At 33.4% G+C, this 26,124-nt stretch carries 22 protein-coding genes and 1 pseudogene; 18 read left to right on the top strand and 5 right to left on the bottom strand.

Going from position 1 to position 26,124, the window contains the following annotated elements:
* Positions 1 to 58 precede the first annotated feature (58 nt).
* Positions 59 to 1,564, bottom strand: a complete 1,506-nt coding sequence (locus tag J3U24_RS08785) for an MFS transporter (RefSeq protein WP_065561888.1) — start codon at positions 1,562 to 1,564, stop codon at positions 59 to 61.
* Between the two features lie 301 nt (positions 1,565 to 1,865).
* Here J3U24_RS08785 and J3U24_RS08780 point away from each other — a divergent pair, with 301 nt between their 5' ends.
* The 4 genes from J3U24_RS08780 to J3U24_RS08765 are packed head-to-tail and all read left to right on the top strand — an operon-like array spanning position 1,866 to position 8,483.
* Entirely contained in the window at positions 1,866 to 3,428 is a 1,563-nt protein-coding gene (locus tag J3U24_RS08780) for an oligogalacturonate-specific porin KdgM family protein (RefSeq protein WP_267337163.1), read from the top strand.
* 36 nt (positions 3,429 to 3,464) lie between these two features.
* The gene (locus J3U24_RS08775) at positions 3,465 to 5,021 is read left to right on the top strand and encodes an SGNH/GDSL hydrolase family protein (protein ID WP_267337162.1); all 1,557 of its coding nucleotides are present in this window, start codon (positions 3,465 to 3,467) and stop codon (positions 5,019 to 5,021) included.
* Positions 5,022 to 5,038: 17 nt separating this feature from the next.
* A complete protein-coding gene (locus J3U24_RS08770; RefSeq protein ID WP_065735265.1) occupies positions 5,039 to 6,205 on the top strand; it encodes a pectate lyase family protein in 1,167 nt (388 codons plus the stop codon).
* A 34-nt stretch (positions 6,206 to 6,239) separates the two neighbouring features.
* The gene (locus J3U24_RS08765) at positions 6,240 to 8,483 is read left to right on the top strand and encodes a right-handed parallel beta-helix repeat-containing protein (protein ID WP_267337161.1); all 2,244 of its coding nucleotides are present in this window, start codon (positions 6,240 to 6,242) and stop codon (positions 8,481 to 8,483) included.
* A gap of 224 nt (positions 8,484 to 8,707) precedes the next feature.
* Here J3U24_RS08765 and J3U24_RS08760 read toward each other — a convergent pair whose 3' ends face one another.
* On the bottom strand, positions 8,708 to 9,343 hold the full coding sequence (locus J3U24_RS08760) for an RpiB/LacA/LacB family sugar-phosphate isomerase (RefSeq protein ID WP_267330862.1): 636 nt from the start codon (positions 9,341 to 9,343) through the stop codon (positions 8,708 to 8,710).
* A 232-nt stretch (positions 9,344 to 9,575) separates the two neighbouring features.
* Between J3U24_RS08760 and J3U24_RS08755 the strand changes: the two genes are divergently transcribed.
* The 4 genes from J3U24_RS08755 to kdgR all read left to right on the top strand — a co-directional run bounded on the left by J3U24_RS08755 (position 9,576) and on the right by kdgR (position 12,913).
* Positions 9,576 to 10,748, top strand: coding sequence for an oligogalacturonate lyase family protein (locus J3U24_RS08755; protein WP_065561894.1), 1,173 nt, complete (start codon positions 9,576 to 9,578; stop codon positions 10,746 to 10,748).
* Positions 10,749 to 10,796: 48 nt separating this feature from the next.
* Positions 10,797 to 11,591: a gluconate 5-dehydrogenase gene (locus J3U24_RS08750; RefSeq protein ID WP_065735277.1), complete on the top strand. Its 795-nt coding sequence runs from the start codon at positions 10,797 to 10,799 to the stop codon at positions 11,589 to 11,591.
* 95 nt (positions 11,592 to 11,686) lie between these two features.
* On the top strand, positions 11,687 to 12,007 hold the full coding sequence (locus J3U24_RS08745) for a cupin domain-containing protein (RefSeq protein WP_065561895.1): 321 nt from the start codon (positions 11,687 to 11,689) through the stop codon (positions 12,005 to 12,007).
* A 111-nt stretch (positions 12,008 to 12,118) separates the two neighbouring features.
* A complete protein-coding gene (gene kdgR, locus J3U24_RS08740; protein WP_081299433.1) occupies positions 12,119 to 12,913 on the top strand; it encodes a DNA-binding transcriptional regulator KdgR in 795 nt (264 codons plus the stop codon).
* Positions 12,914 to 12,919: 6 nt separating this feature from the next.
* On the opposite strand, the gene J3U24_RS08735 is transcribed toward kdgR, so the two are convergent.
* From J3U24_RS08735 to tusB, 3 genes are all read right to left on the bottom strand, one after another.
* Positions 12,920 to 14,026 carry an anhydro-N-acetylmuramic acid kinase gene (locus J3U24_RS08735; protein WP_267337160.1) on the bottom strand — a complete coding sequence of 369 codons (1,107 nt, stop codon included), beginning with the start codon at positions 14,024 to 14,026 and terminating at the stop codon, positions 12,920 to 12,922.
* A gap of 4 nt (positions 14,027 to 14,030) precedes the next feature.
* Positions 14,031 to 14,594, bottom strand: coding sequence for a Sua5/YciO/YrdC/YwlC family protein (locus tag J3U24_RS08730; RefSeq protein WP_267337159.1), 564 nt, complete (start codon positions 14,592 to 14,594; stop codon positions 14,031 to 14,033).
* Between the two features lie 122 nt (positions 14,595 to 14,716).
* A complete protein-coding gene (gene tusB, locus J3U24_RS08725) occupies positions 14,717 to 14,998 on the bottom strand; it encodes a sulfurtransferase complex subunit TusB (protein WP_065561899.1) in 282 nt (93 codons plus the stop codon).
* A gap of 135 nt (positions 14,999 to 15,133) precedes the next feature.
* On the opposite strand from tusB, the gene tsaE reads away from it, so the two are divergent.
* The 10 genes and pseudogenes from tsaE to purT all read left to right on the top strand — a co-directional run bounded on the left by tsaE (position 15,134) and on the right by purT (position 25,832).
* Complete coding sequence (tsaE, locus tag J3U24_RS08720; RefSeq protein WP_065561900.1) at positions 15,134 to 15,601, top strand: tRNA (adenosine(37)-N6)-threonylcarbamoyltransferase complex ATPase subunit type 1 TsaE; 468 nt, start codon at positions 15,134 to 15,136, stop codon at positions 15,599 to 15,601.
* 68 nt (positions 15,602 to 15,669) lie between these two features.
* Positions 15,670 to 16,362: pseudogene (locus tag J3U24_RS08715) on the top strand (N-acetylmuramoyl-L-alanine amidase); the annotation flags it as partial.
* Between the two features lie 20 nt (positions 16,363 to 16,382).
* Positions 16,383 to 18,236, top strand: coding sequence for a DNA mismatch repair endonuclease MutL (gene mutL, locus J3U24_RS08710; protein WP_267337158.1), 1,854 nt, complete (start codon positions 16,383 to 16,385; stop codon positions 18,234 to 18,236).
* Positions 18,233 to 19,144, top strand: a complete 912-nt coding sequence (miaA, locus tag J3U24_RS08705) for a tRNA (adenosine(37)-N6)-dimethylallyltransferase MiaA (RefSeq protein ID WP_220225496.1) — start codon at positions 18,233 to 18,235, stop codon at positions 19,142 to 19,144. Before mutL ends, miaA begins: the two co-directional genes overlap by 4 nt.
* 311 nt (positions 19,145 to 19,455) lie before the next feature.
* Complete coding sequence (hfq, locus tag J3U24_RS08700; RefSeq protein ID WP_065561904.1) at positions 19,456 to 19,701, top strand: RNA chaperone Hfq; 246 nt, start codon at positions 19,456 to 19,458, stop codon at positions 19,699 to 19,701.
* Positions 19,702 to 19,722: 21 nt separating this feature from the next.
* Complete coding sequence (hflX, locus tag J3U24_RS08695) at positions 19,723 to 21,012, top strand: ribosome rescue GTPase HflX (RefSeq protein WP_267337157.1); 1,290 nt, start codon at positions 19,723 to 19,725, stop codon at positions 21,010 to 21,012.
* Positions 21,013 to 21,042: 30 nt separating this feature from the next.
* Complete coding sequence (gene hflK, locus J3U24_RS08690; RefSeq protein WP_267332160.1) at positions 21,043 to 22,278, top strand: FtsH protease activity modulator HflK; 1,236 nt, start codon at positions 21,043 to 21,045, stop codon at positions 22,276 to 22,278.
* Positions 22,279 to 22,288: 10 nt separating this feature from the next.
* Positions 22,289 to 23,251, top strand: coding sequence for a protease modulator HflC (gene hflC / locus J3U24_RS08685; RefSeq protein WP_065561907.1), 963 nt, complete (start codon positions 22,289 to 22,291; stop codon positions 23,249 to 23,251).
* 19 nt (positions 23,252 to 23,270) lie between these two features.
* Positions 23,271 to 24,569: an adenylosuccinate synthase gene (locus J3U24_RS08680; protein WP_065561908.1), complete on the top strand. Its 1,299-nt coding sequence runs from the start codon at positions 23,271 to 23,273 to the stop codon at positions 24,567 to 24,569.
* 81 nt (positions 24,570 to 24,650) lie between these two features.
* A complete protein-coding gene (purT, locus tag J3U24_RS08675) occupies positions 24,651 to 25,832 on the top strand; it encodes a formate-dependent phosphoribosylglycinamide formyltransferase (RefSeq protein ID WP_267337155.1) in 1,182 nt (393 codons plus the stop codon).
* Positions 25,833 to 26,124 lie beyond the last annotated feature (292 nt).

Below are 26,124 nucleotides of genomic sequence, written 5' to 3'. Positions count from 1 at the left end.
AAAAAATCATCTAATTGTTTAGATTAGATGATTTTAAGTTTAATTATATTACTTTTGTTTAGTGGTGTTGTTTAAAGCCTACATTATTGTTACCAAAACAGTTGTCATATTCAAAGCCAGTTAACTCTTTAACTAAACTTCTTATTTCTGGTGTTGCATCTTGTTTTTTGCCACCATTTTTTAATCTATCAAGTTCTTGAATAATAAGTGCATGAGTCGATTTATCTAATTTCATACGATATGTGAAGAAGATACCTAATAGTGCCATTCCACACACACCGAAGATTAATACTAAGTTAATTGCAGTAACGGCACTCTCTGGTTGAACAGCATCTACGCCAGACACAAAACCAGAATATTTCAATACAATACCTAAGACAAAGACGATAGTTGCACGCATTAATTTACCGGCCATGGTCATAGCACCAGCATAAATACCTTCGCGACGTCTTCCTGTTAGTACTTCATCGATATCTGCTAAAAATGTGTATACACTCCAAGGAATATAATAAACACCACCCGTTCCTAATCCAAACCAAATAGTAATACCAATTACAATCCATGTAACATGAGGCATATTAAAGTAGTAGACACCGATATAGCCGATTACCGAAGATATTACTATCAATATTGCAATAACAAATGGTCTTTTGAATCCACGTTTTACACACCAAGCCATGAAAAAGGCAGTTGAGATTAATTGGCAAATACTACTTAAACTGTTCATTTGTGAAACGAATGTTTTGGGTTGGCCTAAGTTAAATACCACAAAATAAGTAAATGTTGCTGCAAATAACCATTCAGCACCAAAGCCAAATAGATACATACCTAAATGGTTTCTAAAAGTTTTTAAACGGAAAGTTGAAAAAACATCTGAAAATAATTTAACAATACTTTCCCAAAGGCCAGAAGTTGTTTCATCTTCAATTTCATCAACTGATTTTTCCCAGCTATTAAAATAAAGCAAAATTAGTGCTATCGCCATAATAGATGCATAAGTAATACCTGTTAATAAGAATGGTAGTGGAGAGTCTTTACCATCAAATAGATAGAAAAATACACCAGGAATAGCTGCAGCTAAGAAGTTTGCTACTTTACCAAACATCGCTTTGGAACCTGCTAGGTAAGTTCTTTGATCGAAGTTTTTAGTCATCTCTACCGGTAAAGTATTGTATGGAATCATAATCATGGTATAGATGAATTCAAATAAAATATAAGTAGTTAAGTAGTACCAGAAATTCATCCCATCTACCCAAAGTAATGGGTAAATAATCATACATGGAATAGCAAATAGGATGAAGAATCGACGGCGACCAAATCGACGTCCAAGTTTTGTATGGTTAAAGTTATCAGTAATAAAACCCATTAGTGGATTTAAAATTACATCTAAATAGGTAGCTATAGAAAAAATTAACGTTGCTTGAAATGCCGAAAGTCCACAAAATGTTGTATAAAAGTATAGTAACCAAGCGGCACTAATTGCTAGAGCACCACTTCCTATCAAATTACCACTACCATACGAAAATCGAGTGAGTGTGGTTATTTTTTTCTGATTATCAGCCATAAATCTATTTCCTTTAATAATTATGAAATACTGTTTTAAAATTATTATTGAAATAATACTAAATTTATACAAATTAATTTTAATTTTTTTTTAGAAATGTGACGTTGGTAACAAATTATTTTGATTTTTAAGGTATATATATTAATATTATTTTAAATAAAAATTAAATATATCATGTAGTTATTGTTTTTTTTGAATTGTTTTCTGAAACTGTGATCTTATTAACAGAAAAAATTAATAAAATAATAAAAAATATAAAACAGTATTTCAAAAATAAATTTAAAAATTTAGGAAAACAATAATGAGTCAATTTAAATTAAAAAAAATACCGCTTTTAATGTTTCTGTCTACCTTTCCTATTTATTCTTTTGCTGGTCAAACAACTTTTCAATATGAACATAACTGGAAATCTATGGATAGGATTCATGGGGATACAATTAAGTTAATTCATAAAACTGACGATAGTTGGCAATATGAATTTAAATTTGGTGTTACTGAAGGTGGTGGAAACAAACGTGATGTTTTATATGATGATATGCAAGGTGGATCGGGTGGTGTTGTTATTCAAAAAACATTTACGCTTGATGATGGCTGGGGATCGATTATTCCATCATTAGAATTAGGTTTCAGCAAAGATTCAACTCTTTATCAACCAGGATTGAAATATAGTTATAAAATTAATAGTGATTGGTCAACAAGTTTTCGATATCGCTATGAATGGAAAAAAATATCTCACGCTGAACGTTATAAAAGAGCAAAAATAGCTGGCAAACAAGTTAAATATGTTGCTAGTAGTAATACAGGAAGGAATCGTTTAGATTGGGCATTAATGTATTCTGGTATAAAAGCATTTAACTTTGCCTATACCTTTAACTATTATTTTGGTGATTATACTAACAATTCTTATAAAGCCTTGAAAAAAGGTTTTTCTAAAAATGAATATAAAGCTTATAACAATAAAAAAACTGATTATGAGCAAGAATTTAAAATTACCTATAATTATTCAAAATTACTCCGTCCTTATTTTTCTATTTCTGATGTATCGAAAAATAAAACCACTAATACTCGACAAGCTAAGTTTAAAGTTGGTTTCAATTACGCATTCGGTCAATCAAATAGCAAAGATTCTAATTTCGCTTATAAAACCTATTTCAAATATGCACATCATTATGGTTTAACTTCACATTACCATGGTGATAGTTTTGGTCTATATACTGATTTTGATAAAAAAGGCTATGTTGGTCTAAGTGTAAATACCTATAACCAATTAAAAAATAGATTATTCTTTGATGATATTGTTTCTAGTCATTATCAAATTTATGGAGGTTACAATTTTTATTTAGCTGATAATTGGATACTAACACCAAATATGGAAGTTAGATTCTATTCAGGTGGTGGTTATAAAGCTAAAAGTAAAGAAAACTTACCCCATTATCAGTTAGGTGATGTAAGTGATTCACAACGTCCAGGTGTTCGTTATTCTCCCGCTTTAAAATTGACTTGGTTACAAAGTGATGATCTATCTTTTTATGGCCAATATCGATTTGAATATCGCAAAGTTTCAAGAAGTAAACGCGAAGATAGTGTTCAAGGTTATGTCGATAATCGAGCGCGCAATCGTTTTGATATAGGTACTGATATTAATCTAACTCCTGATTGGAACATTGGCTATCGCTTCTCATACTTAAAAGGAAACTATGTATTACACAATGATAAAAAGCATGATTATCAACAAGAACTGGATATAAATTGGCAAGCAACCAAAGTTTGGCAAGTTAACTTTGCTGCAGAAGATGTGGCAAAAAGTGTTCATTCTGACGCAAGGGAAGCTAAGTTAGCACTAGGATTATCTTATTTATTTTAATCGATAAAAGTGTTAAAAACAGTTAGTGGTGAAAAAATGATAAAGAAAATTTTTTTCGGATTTTTATTGGTTGTCACTTCAATCAATCAAGTATTGGCAAGTACTGTAATACAAGGTTATGTTTATGTTAATAAACCAGTTGTTTCATCGGTGATAGTCCGTGATGTGAATAATAAAATTTTAAAAACGGCGACTAATAGCGATGGGTTTTATCAACAAGATGTTTCTGAACTGACTCCACCACTAATTGTTTTTAGTAATGAAAACTCACTTGCCCGAAAAGCGGATGAAGGGCAAATGTGTAACGGTAATTGTTTGGTTTCATACGTTCATACCTTACAAAAAGATGAAAAAAATACTGTTAATATTAATCCATTAACTGATTTTTTAACTAGTGAACTAGCTAAACAAATCAATCTTCTAGGCCCAGAACAATTTACTGATAATCAATTATCTTTTTCAATAGATGATGCTGCGTTAAGCCATGCTTATAAAAATTATCATATGCTGTTTGATAAAGCATTACGCCAAGTAGGTATTATTGCTAATTCTTTTGATCCACTTACCACCGAAAATCCAGATATTAACAAGCTACTTAATGTAATGTACTTTAATCGTGGATACGATTCTTCTACTGGTAAAGTAAGTGGTACTGTATTGTTTGATATGCGTTTAAGACCCATTAGCCAAGATTCACCTTTTGATTATGATCAGGCAGTTAAGCAAAAAGAAAGAAATATAAATGCTAAGCAACGTATTTTTATTTTAGGTGATTCGACTGCGTCCAATTATGATAAAAAAGTTTATCCAAGAATGGGATGGGGCCAAGTTTTTGATCAGTTTATTGATGATAAGGCTGATACGGTTGTCATCAATGGCGCACAGTCAGGCCGTTCAAGCCGTAGTTTCAAAACTGAAGGATGGTTCGATTTATTGATCCCTTTAATGAAAAAAGGCGATTATATGATCATCGCTTTTGGACATAATGATGAAAAATGTAACGGTAACAATCCGAAACGAGGTAAAGTGGATGTTGCTAATTTATGCACTTATCCTAATGATGATAACAACCAAAAACAGTATCCATCAACGCAAGAAAATATGTCATTCCAATCCTCTTTAGAAGGTTATCTCTCTGTGGCAAAAGCGTTGGATATGACGCCAATTTTAATGACACCAGTCACCCGTTATAAAGATAAGAATAATAACATTGCTTATCAAAATACTAATCCTGTTAGTCATATGCATTATACCGCCAATAAACCAGGTTTTGCTTATTGGGGAGATTATTCGAATACGATTAAACATACGGCAAAAGTTAATCAAGTTGCTTTAATTGATTTGGAGTCATTTAGTATTGATTTTGCGAACCAACACAAAGATGACTGGCAGTCTTACTGGTTAGCTGTAGATCCTAATGATCCTCAATATCCTTATTATAAAAATCAAACTTCTGGCGTGATTAACAATCCTGATGCTACGCATTTTCAAGAAAAAGGCGCATTAGCTATCGCCAAAATTATTGCTAATGCCATAAACAACGATCCTTGGTTACAGCAAGGAATCACTTTCGATCAAACTCAGATTAACTAATAAAAGGTATTTGTTAAATGAAAAAATTAATCATTGCGCTATTAGTTCCTTTGGCAATTAATTCATCTATTGCTGCATGTCATGCATTATCTCCGTCTCCTATCAAAATTAGAGAAGCTCGTGATGTTGCACCTAGAGACGGTTTTGGTGGTTATGATTTAGCGACAAATACGGGCACGATCGGTGGCGCTAAAGCAAATGAAAAAATGATCTTTATGGTGAATAACAAAAAAGATCTTTTAGATGCGATTGCGATCAATAAAAATCAGCCTCGTATTATTCAAGTCTCTGGGATTATAGATATTAGTGAAGGCAAACCTTACAAAGACTTTGATGATCAAAAATCTCGTTCGTTGATCAAAATTCCTAGTGATACCACATTAATTGGTGTAGGTAATAATGCTGGTTTTATCAATGGTTCACTTATGTTGTCTAAAGTAAATAATGTCATTATTCGAAATTTAAAAATTGAAGCACCAATTGATGTTGCGCCAAAATTTGAAGAGGGAGATGGATGGAATGCTGAATGGGATGGGATAAATATTATTACCTCAACTTATGTTTGGATTGATCATGTCACTCTAACTGATGGTAAATTTACCGATGATATGTATCAGGAAAAAGATGGCTGGAAATATGTACAACATGATGGTTTATTGGATATTAAGCGTGGTAGTGATTTCATTACTATCTCTTATTGTCTATTTGAAAACCATGATAAAACTATGTTAATTGGCCATAGTGATAAAAATGCTGATCAGGATGAGAATAAGTTAAATATCACGCTTCATCATAATGTTTTTTTAGACATCACTCAACGCGCACCAAGAGTAAGGTTCGGCAAAATCCACATGTATAACAACCTGTTTAAAGGATCGGTTAATAAATCTAAAACTGTATACCCATATCAATACTCTATTGGCTTAGGCTATAAAGGTAGTGTGCTTTCGGAAAATAATCAATTTATGATTGATGGTTTAAAAGATAACTGCAAAGTAGCTAAACAGTTTAAAGGCGATAACCTTCGGGATAATAATTCTCTATTTAATCAATCTAAGTTGAAATTATCATCATGTGGTTTTGTTGATAATTTGAATTGGTCTGTGCCTTATCAATATAGCGTGGATGATATTAAGCAATTTAGTAAAAACTATGGACGATTAGTCGGTAGTGGAAAGCTTTAGAATTATTGAAATAAACAAAATGTTAGGACCCATAATGAAAAAAATATTAACTTCAATACTTTGTCTGTCTTCGCTTTATGTTAGCGCAGCTTCTGCACAAGAGTGGAAAGCGATAGCATTTGGCCAATCGACTGACTTAAATTTTGCCTCACTTATCAAGCCTGAAAAAGTGGGAACCAATAATGCATGGATTGCTGGTCAAAAAGATTATTTAGTTCCAAATCAACCTTATCAATTACCGTCAGATTTCTATTTAGAAAGTCGAGGCGGTAAAATTGCTAACTCGCATGATGGAATGGTGGTTTTTTATACTCAATTACCCGTTAATCAAACTTTTACTTTAGAAAGTGATGTTACCTTAGAGCAAATAGGACCTGAAGTGGATGGAAAAACGCCTGCCGCTCAAGAAGCGGTGGGTTTATTTGCTCGTGATACTATTGGCGTAGCTAGAAGTGATCCTCAGCCGGCTGGTTATGAGGAGTTTCCAAATGCTTCAAATGTAATTATGAATGCATTAATTACTCAAAATCAAAAAAATGATAATTTAGTAAAAGTAACCGGCTTAGTACGTGATGGTGTAAAAAAAGCATGGGGTAATGAAGGCATATCAATTGAGAAAGTTGGTTATGTTGAAAATGTTAATTATGTTGATGTTAAAAGTATGCATTTAACAATGACCAGAACGGCAGATCAATTTATCTTATCGATGAAAAATAATGCGACTGGTGAAGAGAAACAGTGGGCAACCAATGATTATTCAGGATTCTTAAATCAACAAGATAACAAAAATATTTATGTCGGCTTTTTTGCTTCTAGAAACGCAAAAGTTGAGTTCAAAAATTCTAAATTAACCCTCAGTGATATAACGGTTGATTATGATAAATTACCCGCTAAACCTGAGGTAATTGTTGATGTTAAACCAACGTTAATTTTATCATCACCAAATGATGTATATAGTAAAAATTATACATTACAATTTTTTCCAAATACTTCAGGTACCGTATTTGTTAAAGAAATTAATAAAACGTTGAATGCGGAAGTTGGTAAGTTATTACAGTTTCCAGCTCAGCTAAAAGATGGAACTAATACCTTTACTGTTGAGTTTACTGATAATGCTAAAAATAATACTCAAATTTTTACAATTAATCTAAATAAATCATCGATTGAAAATTTATCTAATATTATTGTTTCGCCAGAAGGTAAAAAGGATAATAAAGGTACCAAACAATCACCGGTTGATTTCGAAACGGCTGTTAATAGCGTTGAACCGGGCGGTATTATTCATTTGATGGATGGTTATTATGACGGCATAACTCTTCCGGCTCAATTAAGTGGATTACCCGGTAAATTAAAAACCATACAAGCCATTAATAAGCATAAAGCGATTTTTATTAACACTACGTTTAATTTAGATAGCAACTATTGGTCTATTAAGCAGGTTATCTTTGATGGAAATATTGATGATAAAGATAATAAACCAGCTTATTTAAGAATTTCGGGCAGTCATAATGTGATTGATCAAGTTATTACACGTAATAATAGTGATACAGGTTTGGCAATCTCAGCTAAAAAGAAAAATCAAAATCGAATTTATTGGCCATCTTATAACCTAATTCTTAACTCTGATTCTTATAATAATATGGATAAATCAGGTAAAAATGCTGATGGTTTTGCCGCTAAATTGGGTGTTGGTAAAGGGAATGTATTTAGAGGGTGTATTGCTCATAATAATACTGATGATGGTTTCGATCTTTATAACAAGATTGAAGATGGCCCAAATGATCCGGTATTAATTGATAGTTCTGTTACATATTCAAACGGTTTTCCTTTTTCAAAACCCAATATTGCTAAAGGGAGTATAGGTAATGGCTTTAAATTAGGAGCAGAAGGTCAACCGGTAAATCATAAAATTATCAATTCAATTTCCTTAAATAATAATATGGATGGCTTTACTGATAATTTTAATACTGGTTCTTATATCATGAATAATAATATTTCGATCAATAGTGCGAGGTATAATTATATTTTACGTGCTAATCCTTATGAATTTTTAAAACCAGTGGTCATTTTTGAACACAATTATTCTATTCGTGATAGTTGGCAATCAGCGATAAAAGATTCATTTGGACCACAGATTAAAAGTAAAGATTTTAAATCTGTAACCAGCAATCAATTATGGAAAGGAAATAGTGACTTTAAAATCACTCGAGATAAAAACGGTAATATAGTGTTACCAAAAGAGCTAAAAACGCTAATCGAAAAAAATAAAGCTAAATAATTAAAATAATAGAGTGCTAGATCTAGTAAGATTTAGCACTTTTAATCTTTTCAATCAGCAATCTCATTCCTCCATTTTTAAATTAAATCGGTTTAATCATTTGTTAATGAAAAATACATTAGAATTTATTCTATTAAGTTAGAAACGATTAAAAATAGTGAATTGAGCCATTTCACCAGTTAAGTTGAAATGGCACAAAATTGAAGGATGTAGTAAACTCTAAATTAAGCTAGTAAGCTTTTGATGTAATTGGTTATTTCAGGATCTTGACTATTTTCAAATAAACATTTTTGGAAACGCTCACCTCTGATCGCATCTTTAAGTAATGATTGATCAATTGATTTCAATGCATCAATTAAACTTTTTCCTGCTGCATTTTTCATATCATTTAAAATTACAGCATTAGCATTTTGAGATTCACGACGCTCAGGTGGATAACCCAATCCTTTTTCGCCATCAAATGCTTTTTCAAAAATATAACGAGCATTGAGTTCTGCACCCCAACCAAAGCCTTTAGCAAAAGCAAGTGATAACGCATTACCATTATTTACTTGTGCAAATAAATAAGCATCAGTAGGTTCAATACAATAACCACAGTTAACACCAGGGAATGCATTTAACGCCATTAATGCGCCTTGTCCTGTTCCACAACCTGTGATAACAAAATCAACGGCTTTACTGTTTAATAAAATAGCGCTAATAATACCTAAATGAACATAAGTTAATTTTTTATCATTGTCGCCATCCATGCCAACGTTAAAAACAGTATGTCCATATTTCTCAGTTGCGTTTTTTAATTCATTTAAAATAATTGGATTTTTAGCAGCTTGGCTAAATTCGTTCATTAGTGCTATTTTCATGATTTTCCTCTATTTTGATAGAAATAATAACTAATTGCATATTAGTACATTTCGTTTTCATTATAATCCTACCCAAAAATATATCAATTTTTTTAACTAAAATAAAACGATGTTTTAATAAATTTATTGCAATGTGATGAAAGTCACAAAAACGTCTTAATTTTTATATTACTATATTTAATAAATGAAAATCTTTTAAACATTTAATTATATTTATATTCAGGGAGTTCATATGGCTAAGGGGAATATCGTAAGGCTATCATATTCATCATTTACAGATGAAGATTCAAAAAATGAAATTATTCGGTTAACGCCAGAAGGTATTTTATGCCACCGTAATTATTTTTATCAAAAATGTTTTACCAATGATGGTCAAAAATTACTTTTTGCTGGTGAATTTGATACTCATCGTAACTATTATTTACTCGATATTGAAAAACAAACAGCAAAACAACTTACTGAAGGACCTGGCGATAATACTTTCGGTGGTTTTTTATCACCAGATGATAAATTTTTATACTATGTTAAAAATGAACGCAACTTACAACAAGTTAATCTTGAAACGTTAGAAGAAAAAAATGTTTATACTGTTCCTGATGAATGGGTTGGTTATGGCACATGGGTTGCTAATAGTGATTGTAATGAAATTGTTGGGATTGAAATTGATAAAAAAGATTGGACGCCACTTACCGATTGGACAATATTTAAAGCATTTTATGATAAGAATCCACACTGCCGTTTAATCAAGATTGATATAGAAACAGGTGTAGCTAAAACAGTTATTGATCAGAATGTATGGCTAGGTCACCCAATTTTTAGACCTTTTGATGATAAAACTATCGCATTTTGCCATGAAGGTCCTCATGATTTAGTTGATGCAAGAATTTGGTTGGTTGATCGTGATGGTAAAAATGAACGAAAAGCGCATGATAATTTACCTGGTGAAAGTTGCACTCATGAATTTTGGGTTCCAGATGGTTCTGGATTAGCTTATGTATCTTATATGAAAGGGCAACAAGAACGATATATTCGTCTTTATAATCCGGTAACTGATGAAGATAAAGAAATTATGGAGATGCCAGCTTGTTCGCACTTAATGAGTAATTTTGATGGCACTCTTTATATTGGTGATGGAACAGGCAGTCCTGTAGATGTAATTGATACAAGTGGCTATAAAATTGAAAATGATCCATGGCTTTATATTTTAGCACCTAAAACAAAAACAGCTCATAAGTTGGTTAAGCATAATAGTACATGGCGAGTTTTAGATGGTGATCGTCAAGTTACTCACCCTCATCCATCATTTTCACCTGATAATAAATACGTTTTATATTCATGTGATGCACAAGATGAACCTGCACTTTATTTAACCAAAGTGCCAGCTAACATATTAGAAGAAATGTGATAGACCTTTTTGTCTATCATAACTATAACGGAGAATATAATTATGTCGATTTTAAATAAATTTTCACTCAACAATAAAATAGCGCTGGTAACGGGCGCTTCTTATGGCATCGGTTTTGAGATAGCAAAATCATTAGCCGGTGCCGGAGCGAAAATCGTATTTAATGATGTCGTGCCTGAAAATTTACAAAAAGGACTTGATGCTTATAAAGCAGCTGGTATTGATGCCCATGGCTATCTATTTGATATTACGGATGAAGCTGCTGTTGAAAAATCGATTGCTCAAATTGAAAAAGAACATGGTGTGATTGATATTTTAGTCAACAATGCTGGTATTATTCAACGCAAATCAATGCTTGAAACAAGTGCGGCTGATTATCGTAAAATTATTGATATCGACTTAACAGGTCAATTTATTATGGCAAAAGCAGTCCTTCCTTCAATGATCAAAAAAGGAAGTGGCAAAATTATCAACATCTGTTCAATGATGAGTGAACTTGGTCGTGAAACGGTTGTAGGTTATGCATCGGCTAAAGGTGGTTTAAAAATGTTAACCAAAAATATCTGTTCTGAATTTGGTCATGCCAATATTCAATGTAACGGTATTGGTCCAGGTTATATTGCCACACCTCAAACTGCGCCATTACGTGAAAAACAAGCAGATGGTTCTCGTCACCCATTTGATCAGTTCATTATTGCTAAAACACCGGCAGGCCGATGGGGGACTCCTGATGATTTAGCTGGTGCAGCCGTATTTTTAGCATCGGAAGCATCGAATTTTGTTAACGGCCATATTCTTTATGTTGATGGTGGTATTTTAGCTTATATCGGTAAACAACCTTAATAAAATAAGGTTAAAAATTAGATAATTTAAGAGATAATAAAATAAAAGGATATTATTTATTATCTCTGTTTTTTTATAAATTTAGGAGTAATGTCATGTTTTGTTTTAATTCAGATATTGAATTAATTGATTTAGGAAATGGGGTTAAACGTAAAATTTTAGCTCATGATGGTAATATGATGGCGGTTGAAGTTCATTTTGAAACTGGCGCAATTGGTGCGATGCATCATCATCCACATGAACAACTAACCTATGTTTTGTCTGGTGAATTTGAATTTACTATCGGTGATGAGACTAAGATTGTTCGTGCTGGTGATACATTATATAAAAAACCCAATATTGAACATGGTTGTGTTTGCAAACAAGCTGGTGTTTTGCTTGATATGTTTACTCCTCAAAGATTAGATTTTTTATAAAATAGCTAGTTCATTATTAATTATGATATACTTTCGATAATTTTGATTTGTTCTAGTTGATCATTTAATAATAGAATAATGACTAATTTTTAGTAAGGAGATGTGCTAATAATGAATGATAGCTCACCAGAATCGGTTGCTTCGGTTTTAAAAGTTTTCGGAATTTTAGAAGCTTTATCCGAATCTAAAGACATTGCTATATCAGAATTATCGCAAAAAGTAATGATGCCCAAAAGCACAGCCTATCGTTTTTTACAAACCATGAAATCATTAGGTTATGTTAATCAAGAAGAAGATTCAGATAAATATTCTCTTAATTTAAAATTACTTGATTTAGGCAACCGTGTACTTTATCACCAAAACTTTTTAGCTATTGCTGATTTAGAAATGAGAAAGCTAAGGGATAAAACTAAAGAAACGATCCATTTAGCCGTTCGTGAAGGTGACCAAATTATTTATATTAATAAAGTGGCATCTGAACAGTATAGTCTTTGTTTAACCTCTAAAATTGGTAATCAAGCAACTGTACATGCCAGTGGATTAGGTAAGGTTTTATTGGCTTGGTTAGATGATGAAAGCAAAAAAAGTTTAGTAAACGGCATTAATTTTGTTCAATACACACCTAAAACAATCACTAATAAAGAGGCATTTTTTGCTGAACTTGATGAAGTTAAACGTTTAGGTTATGGCAAAGATGATGAAGAATCAGAGCTTGGTTTACGTTGTTTTGCTGTGCCAATTTATAATCGTTTAGGTAATATTATTGCAGCCTTAAGTTTATCAACCTCTATCTTTAGATGTAATACAGCAGAAGATGAAGCTAAACTTGTCGGTGAAATTAGCCAAGCTGCCGCAAAAATATCTGAACTAATTGGTTATAATAAGCAATCAAAATTATCAGATTAAAGGTTATTATTGATAAATAACTCCTAAGCTTACCGCTTGGTTTGCTCCAGTTACTTCTGGAATATTAGATGGAATATTATTCATCCTACAATATGCAAGCCAAGCGAAAGCAATCGCTTCCATATCGTCACTGCTTACCCCTTTCACATCTGTGGTCAAAACTTCCCATTTTGGTAATAATGCTGACAATCGATTCATAATCAGAGGATTTTTTGCCCCTCCGCCACAAACTAGCAATTGACAAGGTAAATGAGCATTTATTGATAATTTATTAATCTCATGAGCAACAGTGGTAGCAGTAAATTCAACGAGTGTTGCTTGAATATCTTGAGCGTTTAGATTGAAGTTACTGAGTTTTTGGTTAAGCCAAGTTAAATTAAATAATTCTCTACCAGTACTTTTTGGGGCTGGTAGTTGAAAATAATTTTCATCACATAACGCATTTAATAAACGTTGATCTACCTTTCCTAATTTGGCCCATAAACCGTCTTTATCGTAGTTTTTTCCTAGATTTTTATTTATCCAACTATCAAGTAAAACATTGCCTGGCCCAGTGTCATAACCAATTACAGGTTGGCCTGGTATTAGAACGGAAATATTGCTAATACCACCAATATTTAAAACAACACAGTTAATTGACGGATTTAAGAATATCGCTTTGTGAAAAGCTGGAACTAATGGTGCTCCTTGGCCACCATAAGCCATATCTTTACGACGAAAATCAGCAATTGTTGTAATGCCTGTTTTAGCAGCAATGATATTGGCATCACCAATTTGCATAGTAAAGGGATGTTGGCTATTAGGAGAATGATAAATAGTTTGCCCATGGCAACCAATGGCTTTAACTTGTTTTTTATCAATATGATTTTGCTTTATAAACTGATCAATGCTTTTTGCGTAAAGCATACCAAGTTGGTGATCAAGCTCACCGAGCGCTTGTAATGTAGTTTGCTTACTATTACAAAGCGTTAATAATTGGCTTTTAATTTCAGTTGGCATTGGGTAGCAATCACTAGCAATCGAAGTAATATTCCCATCAGTAATATCAACTAATGCAATATCAACACCATCCATACTGGTACCTGACATTACGCCAATGTATAAATTTTGCATAATATTATCCTTGTCGAATGATAGTACCAGTTTGGACATCCCGGATGATTGATGGTTGTGAACGCTCACCGGTTTTACCATCTAAAATTGGAAAAAATTGACCAAATTGGTTTGCAACTTCTATTGCTGTTTTACAAGATTGATGACCAGAAAGGTTGGCACTGGTCGAAACTAATGGCTTACCAAATAAATCACAAAGTTTACATACTAATGGATGATCAGTAACGCGAACGGCGATAGAATGATATTTTCCGCTCAAAAAATTTGGTGTATTAACATTTTTCGGAAAAACCCAAGTATTAGGACCGGGCCAACTATCAATAGCCATCTGTTTTTGAACTTGAGTCAAAGCCGATTGATCAATATAAGGGATCAGTTGTTCATAGTGACTCGCAATTAAAATTAAACCTTTTTCAACTGAACGTTGTTTTAATTTTAACAATTTAAAAACTGCTGATTCACAATCGGGATCACAACCTAAACCAAAAACAGCTTCAGTTGGATAAGCAACCACTTCACCTTTTTTTAATAATGAATTGATTTCTAAAAGACTTAATAAGTTTGCCATTAAATTTTGTATGTTTACCAACTATTGTTAAAAATTATATTAAACTGAGGTAAGCCTATTTGCAAATTGAAGATGGTAGCAGTGATATTAAGATAAATACTGGTTTAAGATAATTAGTCAAATTACTCCCAATTCATTTGTGGGAAATAGTTAACAGTTAAATCAACAACCTGCTGCATACTGATTATTTTTACTCTTGGATCTATTAGTGAAGCTAAACTACGAGCATTAATATCATTATCAAGCACAAAACAATTTTGGGTATTTTGTAAAATAGCCTTCAATATGGGATTATTTTGACAAGCTATAATTACGCCATTTTGCCAGAAAAGTACTGCATCTTGCGCTGAAATTAGCGTTGGATCAATTGTTGATTGGTTATTTGTTGTGATGGTATGTAGCATTTGTTCCTTTTACCTTTAAATTACCCTTCAAAAACCCCGTTCCTCAACTTTTTTTGATATAAATTAGAGTTAATTTTACTTGGTACATCTTTATTAGTATATAATAAGGACTATTTATTGAGCAAAGAATTCGTCATGAAACCTATTATTTTAGCCAATGAACAAGAAACAATTTTGTTTGGTCAACAATTGGCTGAGCAGTGTTTAAAATATTTGTCTAATCATGATAGTGCAATTGTTATCTATCTGATAGGCGATCTTGGTGCTGGTAAAACAACGTTTAGCCGTGGCTTTTTGCAGCAGCTCGGGCATGTCGGAAATGTTAAAAGTCCGACTTATACTCTTGTTGAACCTTATCAATTTGATCTGTTTTCAGTATATCACTTTGACTTATATCGATTAGCTGATCCAGAAGAGTTAGAGTTTATGGGGATTCGTGAATATTTTTCATCGAAATCAATTTGCTTAATTGAGTGGCCTATGCAGGCTGAAGGTATTTTACCTCCTGCTGATATTGAAATTCATTTGGCTTATTTGGCGCTTGAACGCACAGTTTGTTTGCAAGCAAACAGTGAAAAAGGGCAAGCTATTATTAACCAATAAAATTAGCGAAAAAAATGAAAAAAATACTCACTTTTTTTATATTATTACTGCTTTGTGGCTCAGTTTATGCTTCACAAGTTATCATTGCTGTTGATGCTGGTCATGGTGGTAAGGATTCTGGTGCCGTTGGTAAAAATAAGTTATACGAAAAAAATGTCACCATTTCGATAGCAAAAAAATTAACTAATTTATTGAATAAAGATCCTAACTTCAAAGGCGTATTAACACGTAGCACGGACAATTTTATTTCTGTACCTCAGCGTTCTGATATTGCTCGTAAAAGTAAAGCAAACCTATTAATTTCTATTCATGCAGATGCCGCACCTAATCGCAGCGCGTCTGGTGCATCAGTTTGGGTATTATCTACTAAGCGAGCGGATACAGAATTGGGGCGCTGGCTTGAACAAGATGAAAAGCAATCTCAACTATTAGGCGGTGCTGGTGATGCATTAAGTGATGATCATGACCAAAATTTAAGCCAAGCAGTATTAGATTTACAGTTTTCATATTCACAGCAGGTTGGCTATGAATTAGCCACTCAGGTTTTAAAAGAGATGAAAGGTGTTATTAAATTGCATAAGAATAGGCCTGAACATGCAAGTTTAGGTGTATTGCGTTCACCTGATATCCCTTCAATATTAATTGAAGTTGGATTTATTACTAACGAAACTGAAGAAAGTTTGTTAGCAAGTAATGCCCACCAAGATAAAATTGCTAAATTGATTTATCAAGGTATAAAAAATTATGTCAAACAGAACCCTAAATTTGGAAAACAGCATTAATGGCTATTCATATATTATCTCCTCAATTAGCTAACCAAATCGCTGCTGGTGAAGTGGTTGAACGACCAGTATCGGTGATCAAAGAGTTAGTTGAAAACAGCATTGATGCTGGTAGTACTCAAATTGATATTGATGTTGAACAAGGTGGCAGTAAATTAATTCGTATTCGTGATAATGGTAATGGTATTGCTAAAGATGAATTGGCATTAGCTTTAGCTCGCCATGCAACCAGCAAAATTAATACGTTGGATGATTTAGATACCATAATGAGTTTGGGGTTTCGTGGTGAAGCGCTGGCAAGTATCAGTTCTGTTGCTCGGTTAACCTTAACTTCACGCACAGCCGATCAGTCTGAGGCATGGCAAGTTTATGCTGAAGGTCGTGAAATGAAACCAACAATTAAACCGGCTGCACATCCTGTTGGAACAACGGTTGAAGTTCTTGATCTGTTTTACAATACGCCTGCTAGACGTCGCTTTCTTAAAACTGATAAAACAGAATTTATGCATATTGAGGAGTTTGTTCGTCGAATTGCACTTGCTAGACCTGATATTACTTTTAATTTGCAGCACAATGGGAAACTCGTCAAACAGTATCGAGAATCACTTCTTGAAAAACGTGTTGAATTAGTTTGTGGACGTACATTTGTTCAAAAAGCGATAAAATTAGATTGGCAACATAATGATTTATTCATCCAAGGATGGGTAAGTAGCAGTGAAGTGAGTGAGTTGCAATATTTTTATGTTAATGGGCGGGTAATAAAAGATAAATTAATTAATCATGCTTTGCGTCAAGCTTATAGTAGCCGGACTAATGAACAACAGAGTTATGTCATTTTTTTACAGATCGACCCTAAACAAATTGATGTGAATGTTCACCCAGCTAAGCATGAAGTGCGTTTTCATGAAGCAAGATTAGTGCATGACTTTGTTTATCAAGCTATTGTCATGGCGCTTGAGTCAAACCAACAACTTGCCAATGACGAAAATGTGCTAATGATGCCGAATCGACAAGCAGCTGGTGAGAATATTTTTAATAATAAAACTGAGAATAAAACTTATTCACCAACTAGCGCATTACCTAAAAAAGCTATTAATCATGTTAAAGAAAATAGACTATATGGGCAATTGGTTGATACTAAGTTAAAAGGAGCAATAGAAAAAACGCTCTTAAAATCTTTTGAATTATCGGATGATGATAGTTCTATAACTGCACCACAACAAGCGGTTATTGAGGGATTGTTTCCTAAACGAAATGTACCTTTGCAATCACTACATCAGCAAATTGATAGATCTTCACTAATACAATTTGGTAAAGTATTAACGGTTATTCAACCAGATATAGCCTTAATTGAAAAATCAGAAAATAATCAACAAAAGTTCATGTTAATGAAGTTGTCGGTTGCTCAACAGAAAGTAAATTCAGTTAAATTATTATCTAACGAGTCAGAAAGATTACTCATTCCATTGACAATTTTGATTAATAAGAAAGAACAAAAAGTATTAAATGATTATCAAGAACAATTGAAGTTTTTAGGCTTTGATTTTTATATTGATAAAGCAAAATTGCATTTGCATAATGTGCCAAAAATGTTAAGAACTACAAATTGGCAAAAATTATTACCAACTTTAATTTCGTTTCTTTTATCATCCGGTAAGGATGTGCTCGATCCAACGCAAATTATAGCTTGGTTGGTTGAAAATTGTGGAGATGATTCTGTTGAAAATTGGAATATAACTAAAGCTATCGAGTTATTAGTACAATTAGAACAGATAGATATTAATTTATTACAACAAGATAGCTTTTTATATCCGATTGATCTTCAATCTTTTTCACAATCAATTTTATCATGAATAAACCAAAAATTATTTCGTTAATGGGGCCAACCGCATCGGGTAAAACTGCTTATGCCATGGCGCTTTACGACAAGTATCCTATAGATATTATTAGTGTTGACTCCGCACTTATTTATCGAGGTATGGATATTGGCAGTGCAAAACCAACTAAAGAAGAACAACTTAAATATCCACATAAACTTATTGATATTTGTGACCCTGCAGAAAGTTATTCTGCTGCTAACTTTAGGCATGATGCGATTGTAGAAATAGAAAAATCATTAAGTAATGGCCGAACGCCATTATTAGTTGGTGGAACAATGTTGTATTTTAAGGCGTTAATCGAAGGACTTTCTCCTCTTCCAGCGGCAAATAGTGATATTCGAGATCAAATTGAGGAAAAAGCAAATCGATTAGGTTGGCAAGCGATTCATGAGGAGTTAAAAAAAGTTGATCCTGTATCAGCTCAGCGAATCCATCCCAATGATCCACAACGCCTTAATCGAGCATTAGAGGTTTATCTTATTACTGGTAAAAGTTTAACTGAATTAACTAAAGAAAGTGGTGATGCATTACCTTATGATATTATGCAATTAGCTATCATGCCGGAAGATAGAGCAGAATTACATCAACGAATTGAACAACGCTTTTTACAAATGCTAGATCAAGGCTTTGAAGATGAAGTAAAAAAACTTATGCAGCGACCCGATCTTCATTTAAATCTACCTTCTATACGTTGCGTAGGGTATCGTCAAATGTGGGAATATTTAAATGGCGATACCAGTTATGATGAAATGGTTTTTAAAGGAATTTGTGCTACTCGCCAATTAGCAAAAAGGCAAATTACATGGCTTAGAGGTTGGAAACAATCGATAACATGGTTAAATAATGATAATATAGATTCAGTTCTTAATCAGATTTTTTAAGTTACAAATAGTAGTAATAGTTTTTGGTATTTTTTCTATTGGTTATTATAATACGCTAAATTTTTTCATTTCTTAAAAAAATTTCTACTTTTCTTAACGATTAAGGTTACTTGTTTGTATAAATTTCGTTAATTTATTAAATTTTTAGTTATTTGTGCATAAATTACTGTTGATTAGTTTAAGAGCTGAGTTTTTTATGTTATTTTGGTAAATACTACATAAGTATTTTATATTGCGATCAATTAAATTATTATGTTGATTGTAAACTTATTTTATCTTTATATTTTTATTTCATCTTAAAGGATAAACTCATGTCAAAAGGGCAGTCATTACAAGATCCTTATTTAAATTTGCTTCGTCGCGAGCATATTCCTGTATCTATTTATTTAGTTAACGGTATTAAATTACAAGGACAAATTGAATCATTTGATCAGTTTGTTATTTTATTAAAAAATACTGTTAGCCAAATGGTATATAAGCACGCTATCTCAACTGTGGTACCATCAAGACCAATTTCTGGATTGATATCACAACCTGAAGAGGACAGCGAAAGCTAATTAGTTGGGTGGAGAATGTGATTGTTTGAGCGATATAAAGGTGGTGAATCTGCCTTATTAGTCCATGTATTCTTCCCTCAAGAAAGCGATATCGAGGATTTAAAAGAGTTTGAAGTGCTTGTTTCTTCTGCTCAAATTGAAATTCTCGATATTGTGACAACCTCAAAAAAGTCCCCACAAGCTAAATATTTTATTGGTGAAGGAAAAGCATTAGAAATCGCCGATAAAGTAAAAGAACTAAATGCTTCAGTCATTTTAGTTAATCATACTTTAACACCGACCCAAGAACGCAATCTTGAGCAATTATGTGAATGTCGCGTAGTAGATAGAACTGGATTAATTCTCGATATTTTTGCTCAGCGCGCTAGAACACATGAAGGTAAATTACAAGTTGAATTAGCACAATTACAATATTTATCTACTCGATTAGTTCGTGGTTGGACTCATTTAGAACGCCAAAAAGGTGGAATTGGCCTTCGTGGACCAGGTGAAACTCAGTTAGAAACTGATAGAAGATTAATTCGCCATCGTATTCAATTAATTTTATCAAGACTTGCTAAAGTTGAAAAACAGCGCAATCAAAATCGTCAATCTAGAAGTAAAGCAGATTTATCAACGGTATCATTAGTTGGTTATACAAATGCTGGTAAATCGACTCTCTTTAATGCATTAACTAATGCTGAAGTTTATGCTGCCGATCAATTGTTTGCAACGCTAGATCCGACTTTAAGACGCATTAATGTTGAGGATGTTGGAGAGGTTGTTTTAGCTGATACAGTCGGATTTATACGTCATTTACCACATGATCTTATTGCTGCTTTTAAAGCAACTTTATTAGAAACACAGGAGGCATCACTACTATTACATGTTGTTGATGCAGCTGATCCTAATATATTAGATAATATTCATGCCGTTGATGAGGTATTACTGGAAATTGATGCACATGATATTCCTACTTTGTTAGTGATGAATAAAATTGATTTAATAGAAGGTAAGGAACCGAGTATTGATCGGGACGAAAATGGTGTACCAATTCGCGTTTGGATTTCAGCTCAAAATAGTTTAGGATTAGATCTTTTATTTACCGCATTAAAAGAGAGGCTCTCTGGGCAAATTCAAGTTTGCCAATTAAACTTACCTCCTTATTTAGCTAAACTTAGAAGTCGTCTATATAAATTAAATGCAGTGGAGAATGAAGTCATTGAAGATGATGGGAGTTTTCACCTAAATATAAGAATACCTTTAATTGAATGGAATCGCCTCTGTAAACAAGAGCCAGATCTGTTATACTTAATCAATACGCAAAAATAACAACTAATTGTTAAATGGAGCATATAAAATATGGCGTGGAATCAGCCCGGCAATAACGGACAAGATAACGACCCATGGGGAAATAACAAAAAACCTTCCAATTCTTCGTCGGGAGGAATATTTGATCAAATTAAAGATCTCTTAAAAAGAGGTGGATCAAGTAATAATCGAGGTTCCTCAGATATTAACTTGAGTTCTTCTAAAATTATTATGTCGATGATTTTAGTGCTTGCTTTGATTTGGGGGGTAAGTGGTTTTTATACCATCAACCAAAACCAACGAGGTGTAATAACTCGTTTTGGACAAGTTCAACCTGAAATTATCCAACCTGGTTTAAATTGGAATCCAGCATTTATTGATACAGTTTATAAAGTAGATACCCAAGGAACTTATAACTTTAATGTTCAGGGTGATATTATAACGACTAGTTATAACGGTGAAAATCTAGTCTTTGTTGAAATGAATGTTCAATATCGAATTAGTGATCCTATTAAATATTTATTTAATGTAACTAATGTTGAAGATAGCTTACGTCAAGCAGCAGATAGTGCGCTTAGAACATCTATTGGGAGCTCTAATATTGATGCAATTATTTCAGATGGACGCTCAGTTCTAGAGAACAGTACAAAAGAAGAACTCATCAATGTTATTTCTCATTATGATATGGGTATTACTATTGTCGATCTTAACTTCCAAGTAGCGCGTCCTCCTGTCGAAGTGCAAGATGCTTATGCTGATGCTATTCGAGCTCAAAATGATAGTGAGCGGGAAATAAAAAAAGCTGAAGCATATAAAGTGCAGTTAATTCAGCAAGCGGAAGGTCGTTCTGCCACTATTTTAGAAGATGCAAATGCTTATAAAGTACAAGTTGAATTAGAAGCAGCTGGTGATGTTGCACGGTTTGAAAAATTATTACCACAATATAAAGCAGCGCCTGAAATTACTAAAGATCGTTTATATATTGAAACAATGGAAAAAGTATTAACTAAAACCCAAAAAGTGATTGTTAATGATAAGAGTGGTAACTTATTGGTATTGCCGTTAGAAAAATTAGTGAAAAATAAAATTGAACCTGAATCAGCAAACTTATCAAATTTAAGTAGTGATGGCAATAACAACCCGCCAGCAGCTTCAGAAACAGTTGATAGTACTTCTCAAAATAACAATGAAGCACAAAACGCTACAACTGATAACACTACAACTAATAACACTGCAACTCAAAATAATAGTTCTATTAATCGAAGTAACCGAGCTATGGGTCGATAAGGAGAGAAAAATGCGAAAATTATTGATTCCTATAGTTTTAATTTTAATTGTTGGGCTTTATTCAAGTGTTTATGTGATTGAAGAAGGCACGCGTGGTGTGGTTTTACGTTTTAATAAGATTATTGGGTTATCTCAACCGGGTCTCCATTTTAAAATGCCTCTTGTTGATAGCATTAAAATAATCGACGCTAAAATACAAACCACTAATAGCTCAAATAATAATAACGAAAAGCGTTTTTTTAACGTTCATAAGAAAGAGTTAATAGTCGATTATTTTGTGCAATGGAAAATTGTAGATTTTAATCGTTATTATGAAACTATTGCTGGTGGTAATGATGTTAATGACTTAATCTTGGCTCGTTTAAATGGTCGTTTGCGTTCTGAAATAGGTAAATTAAGTAACCGAGATATCATTAATGATACTAATGCTGATACCAAATCAAGAAATTCATTAATGGCAAGTGTTAAAGATGCATTAAATGGTTCACCGCAAGATGTTGAAGAAAATTTACCAATCGATAAATTGGTCAATGATGCGAAAAAAGATCCTGAAAATAGTAAAGCCAGTTTGAGGTCCTTTGGGGTTGTTGTGATCGATGTTCGAATCAAACAAATCAATTTCCCTGCTGAAGTGTCAGGATCAATTTATGCTAACATGCGAGCTGAACGTGATATTATTGCGCGTGAAAAACGATATGAAGGTGTTAAAAAAGCTGAAGAAATAAGAGCGAAAGCTACATTTGAAAAAACTAAAATAATATCGGAAGCTGAGCGCCAAGCTCGATCTATTCGTGGTGAAGGTGATGCAAATGCAGCTAAACTTTATGCAGAAGCTTTTGGTAAAGATATTGAATTTTTTAGTTTTATTCGTAGTTTGAAAGCTTATGAACAAAGTTTTACAGGTAATGATGTTATGGTCATTAGTCCTGATAGTGAATTTTTCCAATATATGAAACTAAAGTCTAACAAATAATACAATGAGTAAATAAACTATGAGTAATAATGTTGTTGTGCTAGGTACACAATGGGGTGATGAAGGCAAAGGAAAAGTTGTTGATTTACTCACAGAAAAAGCAAAATATGTGGTACGTTATCAAGGCGGACATAATGCTGGCCATACCTTAGTTATTAATGGTGAAAAAACAGTATTACATTTAATTCCATCAGGTATTTTACGTAATGATGTCATTAGCATCATCGCAAATGGCGTTGTGCTTTGTCCTGATGCTCTTATGAAAGAGATGAAAGAGCTTGAGGAAAATGGTATCCCTGTTAAAGAGAGACTTCTAATTTCAGAATCATGCCCTTTAATATTACCTTATCATATAGCATTAGACCAAGCTCGAGAAAAAGCACGTGGTAATAAAGCGATAGGCACTACAGGTCGAGGTATTGGTCCTGCATATGAAGATAAAGTCGCTCGTCGTGGATTGCGTGTAGGTGATTTACGTGATCGCCAAGCATTTGCTGAAAAATTGAAAGAAGTTATGGAATACCACAACTTTCAATTAGTAAATTACTATAAAGTTGAAGCGGTTGATTATCAAAAAGTCCTTGATGACACATTAGCGATTGCAGATATTTTAGTGGCTATGATTGCAGATATTCCGACACTATTAGAAGATGCTCGGAAAAAAGGCGAAAGAATCATGTTTGAAGGGGCGCAAGGTACTTTACTTGATATTGATCATGGTACTTATCCTTTTGTTACCTCTTCAAATACTACTGCTGGCGGTGTAGCAACAGGATCAGGCTTTGGTCCTCGTTATGTTGGTTATGTTTTAGGTATTGTTAAAGCTTACTCTACTCGTGTCGGTGCAGGCCCTTTCCCAACTGAATTATTTGATGATGTGGGTGAATATCTTTGCAAACAAGGTAATGAATTTGGTGCAACAACTGGTCGTCGTCGTCGTACTGGTTGGCTTGATGCGGTTGCTGTACGAAAAGCCGTACAACTAAATTCAGTTTCTGGTTTCTGTTTAACTAAACTTGATGTTTTAGATGGTCTTAAAGAAGTCAAAATCTGTGTTGGTTATCAATTACCAAATGGTGATGTCATCAAAAATGCACCAGCTGCTGCTGAAGATTGGAGTTTAGTAAAACCTGTATATGAGTCTATGCCTGGTTGGAGCGAGTCAACGTTTGGTATTAAAAGTTATGATGCTTTACCACAAGCAGCCAAATCCTATATCAAACGAATTGAAGAATTAACCGAAACACCAATTGATATTATATCAACAGGTCCGGATCGTAGCGAAACCATGATTCTACGTGATCCTTATCAAGCGTAATTGTAAATAAAAAATCGGGTGCGTTTTCCCGATTTTTTATTTTTAGGATATTAAAAATAGTTAACTGAGTATGAGGACATTATGGCTAAATTAGGGACGCCGTTATCACCGACTTCAACCAAAGTTATGCTGTGTGGCGCAGGTGAATTGGCTAAAGAAGTTGTGATAGAGCTACAAAGGTTTGGTTGTGAAGTTATTGCTGTTGATCGCTATGCTAATGCACCAGCAATGCAAGTTGCTCATCGTTATCATATTATTAATATGCTAGATGGTAATGAACTGAGAAAAATTATTGAACAGGAAAAACCGGATTTTATTGTTCCTGAAATTGAAGCCATTGCAACGCAAACTTTAGTTGAGTTAGAGCAAGAGGGATTTACGGTTATTCCCACTGCAAAAGCAGTCGCGTTAACCATGAATAGAGAAGGAATTCGTCGCCTTGCTGCTGAGCAACTAAATCTACCAACTTCACCTTATCGGTTTGCTTCAACCGAAATAGAATTTAAAGATGCTGTAAAAGAGATTGGTTATCCCTGCTTAGTTAAACCAGTGATGAGCTCTTCCGGTAAAGGGCAAACATTATTACGCAGTGAAACTGATCTTCAATTAGCCTGGAAATATGCACAAGAAGGTGGTCGAGCTGGTGGCGGTAAAGTTATTATAGAAGGTTTTATCGACTTTGATTACGAAATTACCTTATTAACAGTTAGGCATATCAATGGTGTTTCTTATTGTGAACCGATTGGGCATCGTCAGGAAAAAGGCGATTATCGGGAATCTTGGCAGCCTCAACAAATGTCTTGTAACGCTTTAGAGCAAGCAAAAGATATTGCAACTAAAATAACTGAAGCATTAGGCGGGCACGGTTTATTTGGTGTTGAACTGTTTGTTAAAGGCGATAAAGTTTGGTTTAGTGAAGTATCGCCTCGTCCTCATGATACCGGAATGGTAACTTTAATTTCCCAGAATCTATCTGAGTTTGCCTTACATGCCAGAGCCATATTAGGTTTGCCTATTCCACTTATTGAACAATATCATGCTAGTGCATCTGTGGTCATAATGGTTGAAGGTGAATCAAAACAGGTATCGTTCACAAATATAGATAACGCATTAAGTCAACCAAATACTGATTTACGTTTATTTGGCAAACCACAAGTTGAAGGTTGCCGTAGAATGGGGGTTGCACTTGCTAGTGCTGTAACAGTGGAAGAAGCAATAAATAAAGCCGATGCTATCGTAAAACAGTTAAAAATAACCCTATAAGACGTTGCTTTGTGTAAAAAGCAATCACTTAATCCAAAAAAAGCAAATTTTGCAAAATAGGGGTTGACGTAAACATGTGAAGTGAGTAACATACGCAACCCTTGAGACAGCAAACTAAAACAACAAAATGTTTAGTTAAATTTAAAGCTGTCAGCTCTTTAAAAAGAAGAAACAGACAATCTGTGTGGGCACTTGCGAGACGAAAAATTAAAAGTCTACGGACTCAAAAATTAAGTCTTGATAAGTGACACTGAAGATTCATTTGAATTATGTCAGAGACAGTTATTGAGCA

It is taken from the genome of Gilliamella sp. B2785 (genome assembly GCF_026537005.1).
GTDB lineage: Bacteria > Pseudomonadota > Gammaproteobacteria > Enterobacterales > Orbaceae > Gilliamella > Gilliamella apicola_E.
The sequence above is the reverse complement of the archived record's forward strand: the minus strand, read 5'-3'. Positions and strand labels throughout refer to the sequence as shown.

Coding starts and splice junctions, on each gene's coding strand:
- purT (WP_267337155.1), top strand. CDS start 24,651: ATGGCTAAATTAGGGACGCCGTTATCACCGACTTCAACCAAAGTTATG.
- J3U24_RS08755 (WP_065561894.1), top strand. CDS start 9,576: ATGGCTAAGGGGAATATCGTAAGGCTATCATATTCATCATTTACAGAT.
- J3U24_RS08735 (WP_267337160.1), bottom strand. CDS start 14,026: ATGCAAAATTTATACATTGGCGTAATGTCAGGTACCAGTATGGATGGT.
- J3U24_RS08775 (WP_267337162.1), top strand. CDS start 3,465: ATGATAAAGAAAATTTTTTTCGGATTTTTATTGGTTGTCACTTCAATC.
- J3U24_RS08760 (WP_267330862.1), bottom strand. CDS start 9,343: ATGAAAATAGCACTAATGAACGAATTTAGCCAAGCTGCTAAAAATCCA.
- J3U24_RS08765 (WP_267337161.1), top strand. CDS start 6,240: ATGAAAAAAATATTAACTTCAATACTTTGTCTGTCTTCGCTTTATGTT.
- miaA (WP_220225496.1), top strand. CDS start 18,233: ATGAATAAACCAAAAATTATTTCGTTAATGGGGCCAACCGCATCGGGT.
- hfq (WP_065561904.1), top strand. CDS start 19,456: ATGTCAAAAGGGCAGTCATTACAAGATCCTTATTTAAATTTGCTTCGT.
- kdgR (WP_081299433.1), top strand. CDS start 12,119: ATGAATGATAGCTCACCAGAATCGGTTGCTTCGGTTTTAAAAGTTTTC.
- J3U24_RS08730 (WP_267337159.1), bottom strand. CDS start 14,594: ATGGCAAACTTATTAAGTCTTTTAGAAATCAATTCATTATTAAAAAAA.
- J3U24_RS08680 (WP_065561908.1), top strand. CDS start 23,271: ATGAGTAATAATGTTGTTGTGCTAGGTACACAATGGGGTGATGAAGGC.
- J3U24_RS08745 (WP_065561895.1), top strand. CDS start 11,687: ATGTTTTGTTTTAATTCAGATATTGAATTAATTGATTTAGGAAATGGG.
- hflK (WP_267332160.1), top strand. CDS start 21,043: ATGGCGTGGAATCAGCCCGGCAATAACGGACAAGATAACGACCCATGG.
- J3U24_RS08770 (WP_065735265.1), top strand. CDS start 5,039: ATGAAAAAATTAATCATTGCGCTATTAGTTCCTTTGGCAATTAATTCA.
- J3U24_RS08780 (WP_267337163.1), top strand. CDS start 1,866: ATGAGTCAATTTAAATTAAAAAAAATACCGCTTTTAATGTTTCTGTCT.
- J3U24_RS08785 (WP_065561888.1), bottom strand. CDS start 1,564: ATGGCTGATAATCAGAAAAAAATAACCACACTCACTCGATTTTCGTAT.
- tsaE (WP_065561900.1), top strand. CDS start 15,134: ATGAAACCTATTATTTTAGCCAATGAACAAGAAACAATTTTGTTTGGT.
- mutL (WP_267337158.1), top strand. CDS start 16,383: ATGGCTATTCATATATTATCTCCTCAATTAGCTAACCAAATCGCTGCT.
- tusB (WP_065561899.1), bottom strand. CDS start 14,998: ATGCTACATACCATCACAACAAATAACCAATCAACAATTGATCCAACG.
- hflC (WP_065561907.1), top strand. CDS start 22,289: ATGCGAAAATTATTGATTCCTATAGTTTTAATTTTAATTGTTGGGCTT.